This is a genomic window from Oceanicola sp. S124, assembly GCF_000220565.1.
Lineage (GTDB): Bacteria > Pseudomonadota > Alphaproteobacteria > Rhodobacterales > Rhodobacteraceae > Pseudooceanicola.
Map to the genome: position 1 here is coordinate 11,462 of NZ_AFPM01000091.1, position 15,944 is coordinate 27,405.

Annotated in this window: 8 protein-coding genes; 5 read left to right on the top strand and 3 right to left on the bottom strand. The window is 68.8% G+C overall.

Translation table 11 applies throughout. The features are described 5' to 3' along the window. The first annotated feature begins 66 nt into the window (after positions 1-66). The 3 genes from OS124_RS0107165 (at position 67) to prfB (ending at position 5,106) form a co-directional block, all read left to right on the top strand. Entirely contained in the window at positions 67-1,215 is a 1,149-nt protein-coding gene (locus tag OS124_RS0107165; RefSeq protein WP_010138770.1) for an N-acetylmuramoyl-L-alanine amidase, read from the top strand. A 125-nt stretch (positions 1,216-1,340) separates the two neighbouring features. Further along, positions 1,341-3,866 carry a penicillin-binding protein 1A gene (locus tag OS124_RS0107170; RefSeq protein ID WP_010138771.1) on the top strand — a complete coding sequence of 842 codons (2,526 nt, stop codon included), beginning with the start codon at positions 1,341-1,343 and terminating at the stop codon, positions 3,864-3,866. A gap of 118 nt (positions 3,867-3,984) precedes the next feature. Continuing rightward, positions 3,985-5,106 (top strand): peptide chain release factor 2, encoded by a 1,122-nt coding sequence (gene prfB / locus OS124_RS0107175; RefSeq protein ID WP_010138773.1) that lies wholly within the window; start codon positions 3,985-3,987, stop codon positions 5,104-5,106. Positions 5,107-5,761: 655 nt separating this feature from the next. Here the strand turns inward: prfB and OS124_RS0107185 are convergent. Beyond that, on the bottom strand, positions 5,762-6,559 hold the full coding sequence (locus tag OS124_RS0107185; RefSeq protein ID WP_010138775.1) for a lytic murein transglycosylase: 798 nt from the start codon (positions 6,557-6,559) through the stop codon (positions 5,762-5,764). Positions 6,560-6,738: 179 nt separating this feature from the next. Here OS124_RS0107185 and OS124_RS0107190 point away from each other — a divergent pair, with 179 nt between their 5' ends. Then, positions 6,739-7,539 (top strand): DUF2189 domain-containing protein, encoded by an 801-nt coding sequence (locus tag OS124_RS0107190; protein ID WP_010138776.1) that lies wholly within the window; start codon positions 6,739-6,741, stop codon positions 7,537-7,539. Between the two features lie 254 nt (positions 7,540-7,793). On the opposite strand, the gene OS124_RS0107195 is transcribed toward OS124_RS0107190, so the two are convergent. Both OS124_RS0107195 and OS124_RS0107200 read right to left on the bottom strand, forming a co-directional pair. Further along, positions 7,794-11,948, bottom strand: a complete 4,155-nt coding sequence (locus tag OS124_RS0107195) for a translocation/assembly module TamB domain-containing protein (RefSeq protein ID WP_010138777.1) — start codon at positions 11,946-11,948, stop codon at positions 7,794-7,796. Further along, the gene (locus OS124_RS0107200) at positions 11,948-13,777 is read right to left on the bottom strand and encodes an autotransporter assembly complex protein TamA (RefSeq protein ID WP_010138778.1); all 1,830 of its coding nucleotides are present in this window, start codon (positions 13,775-13,777) and stop codon (positions 11,948-11,950) included. The genes OS124_RS0107195 and OS124_RS0107200 overlap by 1 nt, the downstream gene beginning before the upstream one ends. A gap of 419 nt (positions 13,778-14,196) precedes the next feature. Between OS124_RS0107200 and OS124_RS25990 the strand changes: the two genes are divergently transcribed. Beyond that, positions 14,197-15,944 (top strand): c-type cytochrome (locus OS124_RS25990; RefSeq protein WP_168161444.1); only part of this gene is annotated, 1,748 nt, incomplete at its 3' end.

Here is a 15,944-nt window from a genome sequence, read left to right on the forward strand (position 1 = left end):
CTGATGCTGATGGCGGGACTGGCCCTCGGGGCCGGGACTCCGGCATGGGGGCAGGGGGCCTCAGGCATGGGATTCTCGGGCCTGGCCACGGTGAACCCGGCACAGAGCGCCCTGAAGGACCGGCGCGGTGCGCTCGAGCTGACCCTGGCGCTGAGCCAGGGCGTGCCCTATCGCATCTTCACGCTGGAGGATCCCGACCGGCTGGTGCTCGACTTCCGCGAAGTCGACTGGCGCGGTGTCGATCCCTCGGCCCTGCTGGAGTCGACCCTGGCCAGTGGCGTTTCGATGGGCCCCTACCGGCCCGGCTGGTCACGCATGGTGATCGGGCTCTCTGAACCGCTGGCGCTGGAGCGCAGCGACATGGTCATCGCCCGCGACAGCGGCGCCGCCCTGCTGGGGGCGCGCTTCACCCCGGTCACTCCGGAGGCCTTCGCGGCGCGCGCCGGGGCACCGGCGCTCAGCGGCTGGGACCTGCCCGAGCCGGGCCGAGCCCTGCCGCCGCGCGAAGAGGACGGACCGCTGCGCATCCTGCTCGATCCCGGCCATGGCGGCATCGACCCGGGCGCCGAGCGCGAGGGCGTCGTCGAGGCGCCCCTGATGCTGACCTTCGCGCGCGAGTTGCGCGACCTGCTGACCCGCTCGGGCGCCGAGGTCTACCTGACCCGCAGCGACGACACCTTCGTCTCGCTCGAGGGGCGGGTGGCCATGGCGCATGGGCTGGATGCGGATCTCTTCGTCTCGCTCCATGCGGATGCGCTGCCGTCGGGGCGGGCGCTCGGGACCACGGTGCACACGCTTTCGCGCGAAGCCAGTGACGAGGCTAGCCGTCTGCTGGCCGAGCGGCATGACCGGGGCGACCTGCTGGCCGGCATCGACCTGAGCGAGAGCGACGACGAGATCGCCGGGGTGCTGATGGACATGGCACGGGTCGAGACCCAGCCCCGCAGCGAGCGGCTTGCCGAGGCGCTGGTGCTGGCCCTGCGCAGCGAGGGCCTGCCGCTGAACACCCGGCCGCGCCGCTCGGCGGGCTACTCGGTGCTGAAGGCGCCGGATGTGCCCTCGGTGCTGGTCGAGCTGGGGTTCCTGTCGTCGAAGCGGGATCGCGAGAACCTGCTGGACCCGGCCTTCCGGGCCCGGCTGGCCGCCGCCCTGCGGGACGGCATCCTGGCCTGGAAGATCGCCGATGACACCCTGGCGCCGCTGCGGCTGAAGTGATCTCCAGGGCGTGCGGGCGGCGCTCACGCGGCATGCCGCCGCTGCCGTGCCCCTGAAGGGGATGTGTTTTGACCGTGGGCAGGGGGCGGGCTATATGATCGGCCTCAACCAGCGAGGCCCGGCGCGTGATCAGATTCGTACTTTCCTTCCTTGGCGGCATATTCACGCTCGTCACCGCGGCGATCATGATGATCGCCCTGTCGATCGGTGCCATCTTCTGGGTCTACGGCCGGGATCTGCCCAGCCACGAGGCCCTGGCGCGCTACCAGCCCAAGTCGATCAGCCGGATCTACTCGGGCGAGGGGCAGCTGATCGACGAATTCGCCCGTGAGCACCGTCTTTATACTCCGACCGAAGAAATCCCGGACCTGGTGAAATTCGCCTTCATCTCGGCCGAGGACAAGAACTTCTACACCCATGCCGGCTATGACGTGCGCGGCATCGCCGCCGCCCTGGTCGAGGCGGTGCAGTCGCGTGGCGAAAGCGTGCGCGGGGCCTCGACGATCCCGCAGCAGGTGGCGAAGAACCTGTTCCTCTCGGGCGACCGCAAGATCGAGCGCAAGGTGAAGGAGGTCATCCTGGCCGCCCGCCTGGTCGAGAGCCTGCCCAAGGACGAGATCCTCGGCATCTACCTGAACGAGATCTTCCTCGGCCAGAACTCCTACGGGGTGACCGCTGCCGCACGGGTCTACTTCAACAAGTCGCTGACCGACCTGGCCCCGCACGAGGCCGCGATGCTGGCCGCCATGCCGCAGGCGCCGGGCCGGTATCATCCGGTGCGCGCCAAGGAACGTGTCCTGCAGCGCCGCAACTACGTGCTGCGCGAGATGATGGAGAACGGCTACATCGACGAGGCCACCTATCAGCATGAGATGGCGCTGCCGCTGCGTTCGGTCCAGGCTGGCGACTTCGAGCCCTTCCGCAACCAGCTGCCGCCGCGCGACTATTTCACCGACGAGATCCGCCGCCAGCTGTCCAAGGACTTCGGCGAAGAGGAGTTCTTCTCGGGCGGGTTCACCGTGCGCGCCACGGTGGATCCCGAGATGCAAGATGTTGCCGCACGGGCCCTGCGCCACCAGCTCGAGGATTTCGATCGGCGTGCCTCTGTCTGGCGCGGCACGGGAGAGGCCCTTCCGGCCGAGACGCTCGGCTCTGAACAGGCCTGGCGCGAGGCGCTTGCCGCGGTCGAGGTTCCGCGCGACATCGACCTGGGCGGTCAGTGGCTGCCGGCGGTGGTCCTGGGTGTCGAGGCGCAGAGCCTGCGCCTCGGGATCGAGGGCGTGGCCAGTGACGACCCCCGTGGCGCCAGCGTGCCACGCAGTGACATCCAGTGGATGAAGGGCGATTTCTTCGCCAACTTCGAGACCGGCGACGTGGTGCTGGTGCGCGAGGCGAAGACCAGTGGCGGCGACTTCGACCACTGGTCGCTGCGCCAGGTGCCCGAGGTGCAGGGCGGCTTCATGGCGATGGACGTCAACAACGGTCGCGTCATCGCCATGCAGGGTGGCTTCAGCTACCAGGATTCGGTCTTCAACCGCGCGACCCAGGCGCGGCGCCAGCCGGGTTCGTCGTTCAAGCCCTTCGTCTATGCCTCGGCGCTGGATTCCGGCTACACGCCGGCCACCATCGTCATCGACGCTCCGATCGAGATCGAGACCGGCGAAGGGGTCTGGCGACCCAAGAACTCGTCCAACAAGTTCTACGGCCCGACGCCCCTGCGCACCGGCATCGAGATGTCGCGGAACCTGATGACCATCCGCCTGGCGCGCGAGGTGGGCATGGACGTGGTGGCCGCCTATGCGGAACGCTTCGGTGTCTACGAGGACATGTCGCCCTACCTGGCCAATGCGCTTGGTGCAGAGGAGACGACGCTCTACCGGATGGTGGCAGCCTATGCGATGTTCGCCAACGGCGGCGAGCGCGTCGAGCCGACCCTGGTCGACCGGGTGCAGGACCGCTACGGCAAGACGATCTACCGCCATGACCAGCGGGTCTGCGTCGATTGTGCCGATCCCTCGATCCCGCCTTCGCGCAGCCCGGTGATCCAGTCGAACCGCCAGAGGGTGATGAACGCCATCACCGCCTACCAGTTGACCTCGATGATGCAGGGCGTGGTGCAGCGCGGCACCGCCGCCTCGGTGGTGCGCCTGCCGGTGCCGACCGCGGGCAAGACCGGCACCACCAACGATGCGCGCGACGCCTGGTTCGTCGGCTTCACCTCGAACATCGTCGCCGGCTGCTACATCGGCTACGACACGCCCCGGCCCATGCTGGGCGGGCGCGGCTACGGCGGCACGCTCTGCGGCCCGGTGTTCCAGGAATTCATGACCGAGGCGGTGAAGAAGTTCGGCGGCGGGCCCTTCACGGTGCCCGAGGGCGGCCACTTCATCAACATCGACCGCTACACCGGCGCCCGCCTGCCCGATGGCGTGTCGGGGGCCAACGTGGTGGCCGAGTACTTCCGCGACGGCGAGGAGCCGATCTTCGGCATCTTCTACGACGGTGGTTTCGCAATGGGCTCGGACCTGCCGCTGTTCGAGGAGGTCGGCCAGGCCCAGGCGCAGCAGCAGGTGATCACCTCGACCGGCGAAACGGCAACGGTGGGCCCCAATGCTGGCTTCGGAACGCTGTCCTCGGGCGGTCTCTACTGAGCCGGGGGAGGGGGGCAGCGCCCCCCTCCGCCTCTGGCCACTGTGCGCAACGCCCCACCTTGTCCCGCATCCGGCCTTCGGATAAACCCCGGGCTCAGACTTCGAGAAGGATCCCGCCATGCGCGCCGAGACCCAGAACACCGTTGCCGAGATCGAGAAATCCCTGGAGCTGCTGCGCCAGAGGATGGACTGGGAGACGGCCCAGCACCGGCTGGAGGAGTTCAATGCCCGGGTCGAGGATCCCAACCTCTGGGACGATCCCGCCAAGGCTCAGGCGCTGATGCGCGACCGCCAGGCGCTGGTCGATGCCTTCGCCACGCATGACGGTCTCAAGCAGGACCTTCAGGACAATATCGACCTGATCGAACTGGGCGAGATGGAAGAGGACGACGAGGTGGTCGCCGAGGCCGAGGAGGCGCTGAAGGCGCTGAAGGTCAAGGCTGCCGCGAAGGAGCTGGAGGCCCTGCTGAACGGCGAGGCCGATGCCAATGACACCTTCCTCGAAATCAACGCCGGCGCCGGTGGCACCGAGGCCTGCGACTGGGCCTCGATGCTGCAACGGATGTATGTCCGCTGGGCCGAGAAGCGCGGCTACAAGGTGGAGCTGCAGTCCGAGGAAGCCGGCGGCGAGGCCGGTATCAAGTCCTGCGCCTACAAGATCAGCGGGCCCAATGCCTATGGCTGGCTGAAGTCGGAAAGCGGTGTGCATCGCCTCGTGCGGATCTCGCCCTTCGGCAAGGGCACCCGCGAGACCTCCTTTGCCTCGGTCTGGGTCTACCCGGTGGTCGATGACAACATCGAGATCGAGGTGAACCCCGCCGATATCCGCATCGACACGTTCCGCTCGTCCGGGGCGGGCGGTCAGCACGTGAACACCACCGACTCGGCCGTGCGGATCACTCACCACCCGACCGGCATCGTGGTCACCTCTTCCGAGAAATCGCAGCACCAGAACCGCGATATCGCTATGAAGGCCCTGAAGTCCCGTCTCTACCAGCTGGAGCTGGACAAGCGCACCGCCTCGATCAACGAGGCGCATGAGAACAAGGGCTCGGCCGGCTGGGGCAACCAGATCCGGTCCTACGTGCTGCAGCCTTACCAGATGGTGAAGGACCTGCGCACCCAGCACGAGACCTCGGATACCTCCGGCGTGCTCGACGGGGCGCTCGACGGGTTCATGGCCGCGACGCTGGCGATGAACGTCGCCGGAAAGAGCCGCGCCGAGGCCTCCGGCGAGTGATCGGACCGAGGGGTGCGGCGAATCTCCTCTGAACGGGGGGAGAGGGTTGAGTCACCATTGCGAAACTCACCTTTAGGTAAACTCGCGCTCTGATTGCGCGACCCCCGTCAACTGGATAACAAATCGTTTACCTTTGGCGGTGCATCCTCCTTTGCGGGGGATTCATCTTGCCGATTGCAGTCTCGACAAAGCATATCTGAAGAATGTGCCGGCCCGCGGGAATGCCGGGGCGGCCTATTGTCGTTATTCTTTTTCGCATCCGGGGAAACGCTCCCCGCCGGAGGCGCAGAGCGTGACCAGAAAGGCGGAGCAATGAGTCGAAAGACATTGATCAGGGCGGATTTCCGAAGGCCTGCCAATTGCGATAACTGCGCGCCGGCGGATTGGACCCGATCCTTCCCTTCGGGCAGCGTCGAGGGGGCGACGTGGATGTTGGACGTGCTGGATGATCTCCAGGCCTACGCCCACCATCACGCGCTGAGCGAGGCCGAGGATCTTCTGGCAGATACCCGGCGCCGCATGCTGCAGGCGTTGCGGGCGCACTAAGCAGACTGCCGCAAGACCGGGCATTGATCCGCCGGCGGCCCCGGGGACGCATGGCCGGCCTGTCCCCTTCTTCATCAGACGTCGGTGCGCCCGACTGCCCGGCCAGGGGTCAGCCGTCGATCCGCTGCCCGGCATAGGCGATGGCCTGCTGGTAGACCGTGGCCGCATTCCATTCGTTCAGCACGCGAAAGTTGCGGCTGCCCTCGCCATAGGGTTCGCCGCGCCGCCACCCCTTTTCGGAGAGGTAATTCGCGGTCGAGGCCATTGCATCCGCCGGGTCATAGAGATTGACCTTTCCATCCCCGTTGCCGTCCTTGCCGTATTTCACCACGTTGCCCGCCAGGAATTGCGTATGGCCGATTTCTCCGTGTGCGGCGCCAATTGCCGCCGGATCGAGCCAGCCACGGTCGACGAGCTGCAGGGCCGCGAGGAAATGGGCCGTGAAGAAGTCGGACCGGCGGCAGTCATAGGCGACGGTCGCACCCGAACTCAGAACGGAATACTTGCCGAAGAACTGGCCGAAACCGCTCTCCATTCCGTGGATTGCCAGCAGGACGCCTGCGGGAACGCCGTATTGCGCCTCGAGTCTGTCGAAGAATGCGGCATCGCGGGCCAGCCGCTTGCCCCCCTGGGAGACGATGTAATCCACGCCCCGGATGCGCTTGAAATCCTCGAAGCTGTAGCGGACGCCCTTCTGGTTGCGGTCGGCGCCGATGGTGCCATGCGAGTACTGCACCCCGGCGAGGGCCTGAAGGCCACGTGGCCCGATGCCTGCGGCCCGCGCCTCTTCGGCGAAGGCCGACTTCCAGGCAGTGAAGCCGGCCGAGGTGTCGCCGCAGGGGGCGGCCAGGGCGGGACAGCCCAGGCAGGCGCAGGAAATCAGCGCGGTGAGGGTACGGAAAAACATCTGGGATCCAATGGGCTGGTAGAACTGGGGGGCAGGTTAGGGGCGCGGATCCCGGGCGGCAAGCCCGCTCTCTCTTGATCGCGCAGCCCAAGCGGAGGCATGATCACGCTGGCGCAAGCCGGCCCCGGGGAGGGGGCGGGCTGGACGCCGCGCGGTCAGCGAGGGGGGAGGAGAGAGGGATGGAGATCACTGCACGGGAGGAGGAGGCGCCGCGTCTCGGTGTGCCTGACCTGAGACCGGTGAGCCATGCGATGCTGGGCCTGGCCCTGCGCCGTGGCTGGGAGGACTTCGGACGGGCGCCGCTCTGGGGCCTGTTCTTCGCCTCGGTCTACGTGCTGATCGGCTGGGCCCTGGCCTGGATCACCCTGTCGACCGGGCAGAGCTACTGGCTGATCTTTGCCGCGCTGTCCTTCCCGCTCGCAGGGCCCTTCGCGGCGGTCGGCCTTTACGAGGTCTCGCGGCGGCTGGACCGTGGTCAGCCGCTGGACCGGCGCGCGGTGCTGGGGGTCGTGCAGGGCCAGTCGCGGCGGCAACTGCCCTCGCTCTGCGCCATCATCATCTTCCTGCTGCTGTTCTGGTTCTTCCTCGGCCACATGATCTTTGCCCTCTTCCTGGGCCTTTCGGTGATGACCAATGTCTCGACCTCGCTGGAGGTCTTCCTGACGCCCGGAGGACTGTCCATGCTGGCTTTCGGATCGCTCGTCGGAGGGGGTTTCGCAGCGCTGCTCTACATGATCACGGTGATCTCGCTGCCCTTGCTGCTGGATCGCGAGGTCGACTTCGTCACGGCGATGATCACCAGTTTCGGCGTCGTCACCGCAAATCCGGGTCCGATGCTGACCTGGGCGGCGATCATCGCCGGGCTGACCTTCCTGGCGCTGTTGCCGGGTTTCCTCGGTCTCTTCCTGGTGCTGCCCTGGCTCGGCCATGCCACTTGGCATCTCTATGATCAAATCGCGGGCGAGGCACCGTTGCGTTGAATGGCTCGGGGCGCAGGGGGCGCTGCCCCCCGCGCGTGCCGCGCTCCCCCCGGACGTATTTTCAGCCTGGTGATGCGCCACGAGGGCGCCTTGAGCGGCCTAGTTTCCCGTTGAGAGGGTGCACGCCCCCGGCGGAGAAGGAGGGAGCCTCTCTGGGCACCCTCAAGCATCATCACCAGGCTGAAAGTACTCCGGGGGGAGGCCGCGCAGCGGGCGGGGGGCAGCGCCCCCCTCCCTTCGGTCGGGGGCGCGCGTCAGTAATCCTTCTCGAAGAACACACCGATGCCGGTGCCGCCGCCACTGTCGACCGACCCCTTGGCGCGGATGTTGTCGGTCAGGTCGAGGTTGATCGAGAGATTTGTCTCTCCCTCGCCGGTGATCTCGGTCTCGGTGTAGAGGTTCTCGTTCAGATACTTGCCCGCGGTGACAGAGGCCTGCCCATCCGCATCCGTGGCGACGTCGAGATTGTCGAGCCCGGTCGAGGCGCGCAGCTTTTCAAGCACGCCACCGCCGCCCTTGCCGGTCAGGGTGGCTACCGCAGCAGCCAGCTGCGCCGCCTGGATGGCCGAAAGCTGCGACAGGGGCTTGTCGAAGAACAGCTGAGACAGGATCTCGTCCTCGGGCAGTCCGGGGTTCGAGGTGAAGTCGATCTCGGGCGCCGCGGCGGTGCCGTCGATGGCGATCGAGTAGAGGTAGCTTCCCGATTGCGAGGTGGCGACGAAGTGCAAGAGCGGCTCGAAGCTGCCCGCCAGGCGCAGCTGGCCTTCGGAGAGTTCCAGGCGCTTGGTCAGGATCGCCAGCCGGCCGCGCACCAGGTCGAACTGGCCGACGGGGCGGGGCGCGCCTGTGGTGCCGCCGATATCCAGCGATCCGCGCAGCTCGGCGTCGAGGCCGCGGCCGCGGATGAAGACGGAGCTGTCGGTCACCACCTGCACGTCAAGGCCGAGCCCGCCGTCGGACCCTCCGCTCCCCGTCACGGCGCTGCTGCCGTTGTCCTCTCCGGTCAGCCCGGCGCGGGCGCGGGTGGCGCGGCTGGCGGCGGGTTCGGCGATATGGCGCATCTCGGGGATGGCCTCTTGCCCGCCGAAGCCGCCCGAGGGCACGCGGATCTCGGTGTCGGTCAGGCCAATGCGTCCCGCGATCTGCCCATTGCCGGTCAGCGGGCCGGTGATCTGCAACGCGCCGTCCAGCACCGTCGTCGCCAGCCCGGCCTGGGTGAAGATCACCCGGTCCAGCGCCAGGTCGAGGCCGGCGCGGTAGGGCGCTTCCAGTGCCACGGGGCCCGAGATGCGCAGGGAGCCACCCTCGGAGGGGCGGGCCTGCAGGTTCAGCCGGGCAGTGCCGCCGGCCAGCTGCACGTTGCCGCTGATGCCGTCGATCACCTGGCCGAGGCTGGGCGCCACGAGACGGCCGTTTTCCAGCGTCACCTGCCCCGAGAGGGCCGAGAGCGCTGGCTGGCCGGACAGCGACAGGTCGAAGCGTGCCAGCCCGGCAGCCGAGCGCGGCGCAATGAAGGGATTGGCCAGCCCGAGCGGAGCCGAGCCGTTCAGCGAGATCGCCATGCTGCCGTCGGCCCGGGCGACTTCGCCGGTCAGCCGGGCATCCGATCCGCCGGGTCCCGAGGCGGTGGCATCCACGGCAAGGGCGCCGTTCTGCCCCGGGCTGACGCTGCCGCTGACGGTCAGCGGCCCCGAGAAGCCATCGGCCAGCCGCGCCAGGTTGTCGAGCCTTGCCGATAGGTCCAGCGTCACGTCGCTGCCTGCCACCTGGCCCGAAGCGCTGGCCTCGAGCGCGGTCGAGTTCAGCGCGGCGCTGTCGATCTGCAGCACGCCGTCCCCGGTCAGGCGCAGCGCGGCCGTAACGCTGCTGTCGCCGGCAAAGAGCGCATCGAGCTGCGGATTGCCGATGCCGATGGACTGGCCCCGGGCCTCGGCCTCGATCACATAGGAAGGGCCGTCGCCGGTCACCTTGGCAGCAAGCGAGAGCGGCCCGGCAGAGGCGCCGAAGGGCTTGCCGCTGTCGGGCAGGCGGGCATCGATCTGCAACGCGGTCTGCGCGCCCACTTCACCGCTGGCGCGGGCGGTGAGGCCCGGCGCGTTCAGGTCGAGGCGCGACAGGGTCACCACCTCGCCCTGCAGCCCCGCGTCGAGGCTGAGCGAGGTCCGTCCGTCGAGCAGCGCATCCACGGCGGCGATGCCGGTGCGCAGGTCCTCACCACCACCCGACAGGCTGGCGCTCAGCGCATCCGGCTGGCCCGAGACACGGCCCGTCAGCTCCAGCGGGCCGCCGGTGGCCCCAGTGAAGGTGCCCGAGTTTGCGAGCCAGGCGCTGAGGTCCAGCGCCATGTCGCTCTCGGCCCCCGGCAGGGCGCCGTTCACCGACAGGCGCAGCGCCTCGTTGGCCAGTACGGCGCGGTCGATGCGCGGCGCGCCCTCCTTCGGCAGGGTCGCCTGGGCGTTCACCGACAGGCCGGTGGCCAGCAGGTCGTCCAGCGCCTCGATGCCGAGGGCCAGGCGCTCTCCGCCGCCCTCGGCGGTCAGGGTCATTTCGGTCGGGGTCTGGGTGATCTGGCCGGTCACTGCGAAGGGCGCAGGTGCTCCGGCGGCCCCGGTCAGCAGGTTGGCATCCGCGAGCGCCAGCTTGTAGCCGATGCTGCCGTCCTCGGACCCGAGACGGCCCGCGCCGGTCAGCCGCATCTCGCGGGTGCCGAGCGTGAGCGTGTTGAGGGTGATGCCGGTCTCGTCGCGGGTCACGTCCAGTTTCAGCTCGGCGGGCGAGGCCAGCAGGGCATCGGCCTGGGCGATGCCGGTGGACAGGTTTTCACCCAGCCCCGAGGCGGTGATCCGGCCGGTCCCGGCGGGCAGCTGCATCTGCGCGGCGAGGTCGAGTTCGGCAGAGCCGGCCAGGTCGAGGCCGGTGAGCGGCGCAAAGGCGGTCAGGTCGGCGACCTCGGTATGGGCTTGCAGCGCAAAGCCGGCCTGGTCGCCGGTGCCCTCGTAGCTGGCGGCGCCCGACAGGGTCAGGGCGGGGCCCGCAAGCCGCAGGTTCTCTATGGCGATGGGGCCATCGCCGAAGGTGACCTCGGCCGAGCCGGTCAGGGTCTGGCCAAGCGCCTCGGCCACCGCCGGATCCTCGGCTGAAAGGCCACGTGCGGTCAGGCCGAGCGTCAGCTGGCTGGCGCGGGCCTTGCGCAGCGGGCCGGTCACATCCAGCGCCAGCTCTTCAGAGGAGAAGCCGGGCATGGCAGCCGCAAGCGCCTCGATCCGGGCGGTCATTTCGGTCGATTGGCTGCGGTCGAAGCTGGCCGAGACGCGGCCCGAGGCCAGCGAGATGCCCTCGCCCATGGGCAGGGTCAGCCGTTCAGAGCCATCGGGCGCGGCGAGCAGGCCCGAGAGGTCGAAGGACTGCGGAGCGCCGTCCCCGTCCAGCGCCAGACGGCCCTCGAGGTTCACCGAGGCCGAGCGCAGTCGGAACAGCTGCACGTCCAGCGCGCCGTCGGCCCCGGCGGTGCCGGTGGCGGTCAGGCCGATGTCGGTGCCCAGGAAATCGCGGTAGTCGGGGGCCATCAGCGCTGTCAGGTCGCCGCCGAGATCGGCGGTGAACTCGCGCCCGCCGTCGTCGCGCCCTCGCAGGCTGACATCGCCCGACAGGCGCTCTTCGCCATCGGTGGCCAGAAGCAGGCTGGCGTCGTAGGAATCCAGCGGCCCGGCGCCGCGCGCCGTCAGCTCGACCGCCGGGGCGCCGGGCAGGTCCAGCAGGTTGGCGACCAGCCCGCCCTGGGGCTCCGATGCCGAGATGTCGACCGAGAGGCTCTCGGCCTCGGGATCGAAGGCGGCAAGGATCGAGATATGGCCTTCGCGGTCAAGCCGGTCGATGTTCAGGTTGGTATCCAGCCCGCCGTCGGCCAGGCTGGCGCGCCCCTCGAGAGACAGGCTCGCGGCTTCGCCGACCACGGCCTCGCCCATCTCGAAGCGACCGATCCGCAGTTCGCCGATTTCGACCGCCACCGGCAGTTCGGGGATCGAAAAGCCCGAAGCCTCGGGGGAGGGGGCCTTCTCTTCGCCCTCGGGCAGGCGTTCCAGCGTGATGCTCTCGGCCGAGAGAGTGGTGACGTCGAGCCGCCCGCGCAGCAGGGCCGAGCGGTTCCAGTTCAGCTCGGCATTGCGCAGGTCCAGCCAGATGCCGTTCTCGTCGGCGATGGTCAGGCGCTCCATCCGCGCCGAAGACGAGAGGGCGCCCTGGAAGCCGGTGATATCGACCTCCATCCCGTCCGAGGACAGGGCGTTCTGCAGGGTGCGGGTCAGAAAGCCCTCGCCGTCGTCATCGGCAGCGGGGGATTGCTGGGCGGCGGCCGGGGTCAGGGCCAGCAGGCCGCAGGCCACGAGGGGAAGGAGGCGGGGGATGTGCATCAGAAGCTCTGTCCAATTCCGACGTAGACCGAGACGCTGTCGGTGCTGCCCGTGACCGGCACGGCGATATCCGCGCGGATCGGGCCGATGGAGGTGTAGTAGCGGACGCCGACCCCGGCACCGCCATGCCATTCGCCACCGGCGAAATCGGGATCGGCGGAGACATAGCCGTAATCGACGAAGGCCGCCGCGCCCCAGTTGTCACTGATGAGGGCGCGCAGCTCGGTCGAGATGGCGGCGAAGCCCTGGCCGCCGGTTGCCGTGGCGCCGGAACCGACGCCGAGCGACTGGTAGCCCTGGCCGCGTACCGTGTCGCCGCCGCCGGACCAGAACAGCCAGTCGGCCGGGGTCTGGGCGATCGAGGGCCCGGCCAGCACGCCCAGTTGCAGACGGCCCGCCAGGACGAAACGGTCATCGGCGAAGCCGCGATAGCCGCGCAGGTCGGCAGTGGCCCGCACGCCGCTTTCGGTTCCCGCGAGGCCGAGGAAGGGCATCAGCGAGACCTCGGCATAGGCACCGTCGGCGGGATTGGTGGCGTTGTCGCGATTGTCCCAGGTCAGGCCCGAATTGAGGGTCAGGTGGGTGAAGTCACGGGTGCCCGAGGCATCGTCGGTGCGGCTGACGCGCAGCCCCAGGTCGAGGTCGCCCGAAAGGGTCTCGGTGATGTAGCGGTCGACGCCGACGTTCACCTCGGCGATGTCCGCGATGTAGGTGGGCTCGTCCTCTCGCGACAGGCCGAGGCCAAAGACCAGGCTGTTGTCGGCATCGCGGAAGGCCGGGTAGGTGTAGCTGGTCGACAGGGCATAATCGATGCCGCCGGTGCCGCCGCCAAGCCCTGCGATCTCGGCATCGAACCGCAACCGCTCGGCGCCGCCGCGCAGGTTGCGGTGCATCCAGTAGCCGGTCAGCGTCAGCCCGTCGGTGGTGGAGTATTCCGCCCCCGCGCCAAGGCGGCGGGGCTTGGCATCCTGCACCTCGATCGTCGTCGGCAGGGTATCGTTCAGCCCGATCTCCTCGGCCTCGCTGACCACCGCCGAGGCGAAGGCTCCGGCCTGGCGCAGGCGGGTCTCGGCGCGGTCGATCTCGGAGGGGGCATAGACCTCGCCCTCGGGGATGCCGGCGATCTGGCGGATCCGCTCGGGGCGGACGGCGCTTTGGCGCGAGCTTTCCGACAGCGAGACGGCGCCGAAGGTCAGCCGCGGGCCGGGCGTGATCGCGAAGGCCGCATCAACCCGCTGATCGGCATGGTTGGCGGTGATCTGCTGGCCCGAGACGCGGGCCTTGGCATGGCCACGCTCGGCCCAGGCGGTGCGGCCCGCCTCGGCGGCCTGGCGCATCACCACGGTGCCCGCCGGAGCGCCGGTGGCGAAGCCCTCGGGCGGGGTCACGCCCTGGGGCAGCGGCGCAACGCGGGCCTCGCCGAAGGTGAAGCGGGGGCCGGGGGTGACCTCGATGTCGATGCGGTTGACCTGGGCGTTGCGATCCAGCGCCGAAACCGCGCTTGCCTCGCGCCCGTCCAGCCTGATCGAGATCGCGCCGCTGAAGTAGCCGTCCTCGTAGAGCGCGGCCAGCAGGCGGCGGTAGTCGGCCTGGGCCGCTGCGATCAGCTCCTGCGCGTCATTGGTGCCATCGGCCTGGGCGGAAACCGACAGCGATGCGGCGCGCAGGGATTTTTCCAGGTCGCTGTCCCCGGCGCGCAGCGTCACCTCGGCGGCATCGAGGCCAAGCGGCCAGGCAGGCGCCAGCAGCGGCAGGCAGAGCGCGGCGCAGAGAAGGCTGCGGCCAAGGCTGGTGACGGGACGGCGGGCGTCGGGTCGCGGGGCGGTCATGGGCGCGCGGGGCCTCTTCTTTTCGGCCGGGAAGGGCCCGGCGGCAGCGGTCGTTCTTTGGGGGGCGGGTTCGGGCCGCTGGCCCGCGCGCTCCCCCGCGTCAAGCTAGTGCCCGCAAGGGGGATTGACCAGCGAAGCCTGCGTCAGGGCAGCGCAAAAGCGAAATGCCGCAGGCCCGGATGGCCAGCGGAAGCGGCCCGGGAAAAGGCCGCCCGCGCCGGACTGCTCCGCAGGGGGCAGGCCGGGCGCAGACATGGAAAAGTCGTGCCATGGAGGTATTCCGGACGTGACAACTGCTGTCAGGTGGGAAAAAGTTCTGACCTGATAGGCCATTTTTCGCTTACCCTTTTCTCGACTCGATCCATTTGCCCGGTGCCACTATGCCAAGCTCGATCTTCCCAGCCCGGCCTTTTATGGCCATGTCCCTGGCCTTTGCGGGCCTTGCGTCCACTCTCGCACCGCTGCAGGCAGAGCCCTACGAGGCAGGGGCCTTCGACAGTTACCAGGCGGATCTGGATCGCGGTGCGCGGCTCTATGCGGTCGGGGCCTGTGCCTCGTGTCACCAGGATCCGGCAGCAGGCGCGGGCGAGGTGCCGGTGCTGGCGGGTGGGATGAAGATCGATTCTCCCAACTACGGCCTGATCGCAGTGCCCAACATCACCGGCAGTGCCGCCGGCATCGGCGACTGGAGCCGGGCCGACTTCCTCAATGCCATGCTGCATGGCCGCTCGCCCGAGGGGGGCGATTACACGCCCCTGTTCCCTTATGAATTCTACGCCGGGATGAAGCCCGAACACGTCGTCGACCTGTTCGAGTACATCAAGGCCGAGGCGCCGAAGTCGGACCGCCCCTCCGAGGATCACGAGCTGACGCTGCGCTACATGATCCAGCGCAAGAACCCCTGGCGCTATTCCTTCGAGCCGGCCTCCTACGAGGGCGCAGGCGATAGCGAAAGCGATCCCCGCGCCTGGGGGCAGTACCTGGTCGAAAGCGTCGCGGCCTGCGGATCCTGCCACACGCCGCGCAACTCGGCCTTCATCCTCGAGACCGACAAGGCGCTGACCGGCGGCATCTCGGTGCTGGGCGAAGTCGCGGGCGACATCACCCGCGCCGCAATCGGCGGGATCGAGGCCGATGACTTCGTCGCCCATGTGACGGGGCAGGGGATGGGGCTTGACCTCTCGACACCCATGGGTGGCTCGATGCAGCGGGTCGCGGCGGCCCTGGCCGAGGCTCCCGACGCGGACCGGCTGGCGATCTACCAGTACCTCGCCGATGTCGAGGAACTGCCCAAGCCGGTGATCCAGATGGAATGCGAAGCCCCCGTGCCGCTGGTGCAGGCCGCCTCGCCGGATCTCTCGGCCAAGGTCGACGCCTATTTCAACAAGGAGTGCAAGGCCTGCCACGCCCGCGGCGGCTCGGCGGCGGCGCAGGCGACGCTGGTCTCGGCGGCGAAGACCGCCGGCGACAGTGCGCTGGTGGTGCCCGGCGATCCCGGCGCCTCCGCGCTCTACAAGTCGCTGAACCGGATGCCGACCAGCCAGGCGGCCTCGGAGGCCGACAAGAAGCTGATCGCCGACTGGATCGCCTCGCTGGCGGTCAACAAGGAGCTGCTGACCGCCGAGGTCCAGGAGCCGCCGCGCGACGGCAGCCGGATGTTCCTGACCCCGGCAGAGGAATTCGCCGAGGTGCAGCGCCACCTGATTGCCCAGGACGAGATCGACCGGCCCTTCCTGCGCTACTTCTCGTTCCGCCACATGGAAAACGGCCAGCTGCCCTGCCAGCCGATGGAGGACTTCCGCACCCAGCACCTGGCGGGCTACGTGGCGGCGCTGAACAAGATGGTGAACTCGCTCTCGTGGGAACCGCGCATCACCCGGGTCGAACCGATCCACGACGGCGCGACGATCTTCGCCATCGACCTGCGGGACTACGGCTGGACGCCCTTCATGTGGCAGGTTCTGGTCTCGGGGCAGATCCCGGGGCTTGAGACCGCGCGGCCCTATCCCTACGGGCTGAATCCGCAGGCGGTCGAGGCCGATGCCAACCTGCGCCAGCTGGCCCAGGTCACGGGCACCAACGTGCCGCTGATGCGCGGGGACTGGTTCATCTCGAACGCCGGTCTGCCCTTCACCTACAAGTTCATGCTGGGCCTGCCGGACGACGT